The following is a 2,296-nucleotide window of genomic DNA, read 5'->3' as shown; positions in this document are numbered from 1 at the left end:
GGCCAGGAGCAGGGCCAGGCTGGCACCGGCGGGGCCAGCCCCCACCACCAGCACCCGGGCGCCAGGGGCTGTGGCGGGCGCGCTCAGGTGAAGGAGTTGTAGTTGAGGCCTTCCTCGGGGCTGCCGTTCTCGGCCCCCTGCAGGGCGTTCTTCTTGCTGAGCAGGTAGTCGACCAGTTCCTGCTGCAGGGTCAGCAGCTCACTGGTGCAGCCCCGGAAGGCGGCCCGGTGGCGGATCTCGTCGTGGCGGGTGTGCAGGTCCCGCAGCATCAGGTTGATGGCGTCCAGGCGCGGGGTGACCTCGCGGGAGCTGGGGGTGGAGACGGAGCCGGACACCGGGTCCATGGATCGATTGCTACGCGTCAACGGATCGTAGACGGCGCCGCCATCGCCGACCCACCGGCGGCGGAGGGCCGTTCGCTGCCGCTGCCGCAGCTGCGCCGGCGCTGCTCCATGCGGCGGGCGAGACGGCCGCTGATGCCCAGTTCGGCCCCGCGCCAGAGGCGGTCGATCTCCGCTTCGAAATGGCGGGCCAGCAGGGGCGAGCGGATCAGCAGCAGGGTCTCGTCGTTCTGGAAGGCGGCTGAGGGGCTCCAGTTGAAGCTGCCGGTGATCACCTCGCGGCCGTCGATCACGGCGAACTTGTGGTGCAGCTTGTCGCCGACCGCCAGCCGGGGTGTGCCCACCCCTTCCAGGGGCGTGCTCCAGGCCCGGTTGTCCGCCTCGATGCGGCAGTCCTGGTCGGGCAGGGTCACGCCGAGCAGGTCGAGGGTTTCGCTGAAGGCCCGGTTGGCGAAGCCCGGATCCGCCAGCAGGCGCAGCTTCACGCCCCGGCCATGGAGCTCCTGCAGCCGGTCGGCCAGGTTCTGGCCCGAGAAGACGAACAGGGCCAGATCGAGGCGCCGGCCGGCACCGGCCAGCTGGGTTTCGAGCCAGGCCAGGCCGTGGTTGGGGTCGCGGCGGCGGTGGGGGGAGAACAGCACCTCCACCGGCGTGCCGGCCACATCGACCACCTGGGCGCCGCCGGCCTCCTTGGCGATGCCGAAGCGGCTGTCGGGCCGGCCGCCGGGGCCATCACCCCAGAGCCGGGCGAACTCGGCGGCGAACACCCCGGCCAGGGCGGGGCTGTCGAAGCGCAGCAGGTGGTTGACGTTGCCGCGGGTGCTGGGTGCGCCCGCATCGCCGTGGATGCAGGAGGGGCTGAAGTTGGCCGAGCCGGTCACCACCACCCGGCCGTCGACGACAAGGAACTTGTGGTGCATCAGGCCGCTGCCGCGGCTGCCGTCGGCGGTGTCATCGAGCAGCGGCACCCCCGCCCGCTGCAGCACGGCGACGGCGTCCCCCTGGCCGAGGGCGGCCAGCTGCTGCTGGCGATGGCGCTGGTGGGGCGGCAGATCGACGGGATGCTGCTGGCTCCAGGGGGTGCTGTAGAGGTTCTCGAGCACCACCCGCACCCGTACCCCGCGGCGGTGACGTTCCACCAGGGCCTCCGCCACCGCCGGCAGGGAGAGCTCCTGCACCGCCACCAGGATCTCCTGGCGTGCCTCGCGGATGCTCTCCAGCAGCAGGGCCTCCAGGTCATCCCCCTGGCGCCACTGGCCGCTGACCGGGCTGCGGTAGCGGCTGTCGCCGCGGTGGTTGAAGGCCACCCGGATGCCCGGCGGCAGGGGAAGGGCCCGGTGGTCGGCGCCGCTCAGGGCGGCCGGTGCGGGGCCGCAGCCCCCGAGCAGTCCGGCCATGGCCAGGGCGAGCAGGGGCCGCTGGGCCAGCCGGAGTCGGGAAAGGAGGGCGAGAGGGGCCACGGGCTGGCGGGGGCGTCGGGGTCCGCTCCTTCAGCCTTCCCGGCGGGGGACAGCACGCCGATGCCCCACCGGCGGGGAGCCGCAGCCCCAGCCAGGCCTCAGTGGTGGCCGGGCATCTCCGAGGTGCGCAGCATGACGGCGAACCAGAGGCTGCCGATCACCACCGCGGCGATCACGCCGGCGGAGATGCTGACCCGCAGCATCAGGATCGGCACCACCAGGGGGAACAGGATCGAGCCGGCCAGGGGGGTGAAGGCCACGACCGCCTTGAGCAGGCCGCGGTTGGAGCCGGTGGCGGTGTTCTGCATCAGAACCACTCGGCGACGGCCTGGCTGGCGGGGTTGCTGTTGTCTTCCGGCGTGGAGCGGCGGAACTCCATGGTGATGCTGCGCTTCTGCTCGCCATCGGCCGCCAGGGCCTCGATCGGGTAGAGCTGCTGGCCGTCGCGGAAGGGCACCTGCACCCGGAAGGTGCCGTCGGCCGAGAGGGGCACCT

Annotated in this window: 3 protein-coding genes and 1 pseudogene; all 4 read right to left on the bottom strand. The window is 72.8% G+C overall.

The window, feature by feature from the left end:
* Positions 1-83: 83 nt before the first annotated feature.
* Positions 84-344, bottom strand: coding sequence for a hypothetical protein (locus VB737_RS06510; protein ID WP_500312114.1), 261 nt, complete (start codon positions 342-344; stop codon positions 84-86).
* Positions 345-361: 17 nt separating this feature from the next.
* Complete coding sequence (locus VB737_RS06505) at positions 362-1,738, bottom strand: phospholipase D-like domain-containing protein (protein ID WP_500312116.1); 1,377 nt, start codon at positions 1,736-1,738, stop codon at positions 362-364.
* A 161-nt stretch (positions 1,739-1,899) separates the two neighbouring features.
* Complete coding sequence (locus VB737_RS06500) at positions 1,900-2,109, bottom strand: DUF8677 family protein (RefSeq protein WP_500312112.1); 210 nt, start codon at positions 2,107-2,109, stop codon at positions 1,900-1,902.
* A pseudogene (locus tag VB737_RS06495) lies at positions 2,109-2,296 on the bottom strand (DUF4912 domain-containing protein); the annotation flags it as partial. The gene VB737_RS06500 and the pseudogene VB737_RS06495, both read right to left, overlap by 1 nt.

Source organism: Synechococcus sp. BA-120 BA3 (assembly GCF_034931285.1).
Taxonomy (GTDB): Bacteria; Cyanobacteriota; Cyanobacteriia; order PCC-6307; family Cyanobiaceae; genus Cyanobium.
This window is presented reverse-complemented; position numbering and strand designations above follow the sequence as displayed.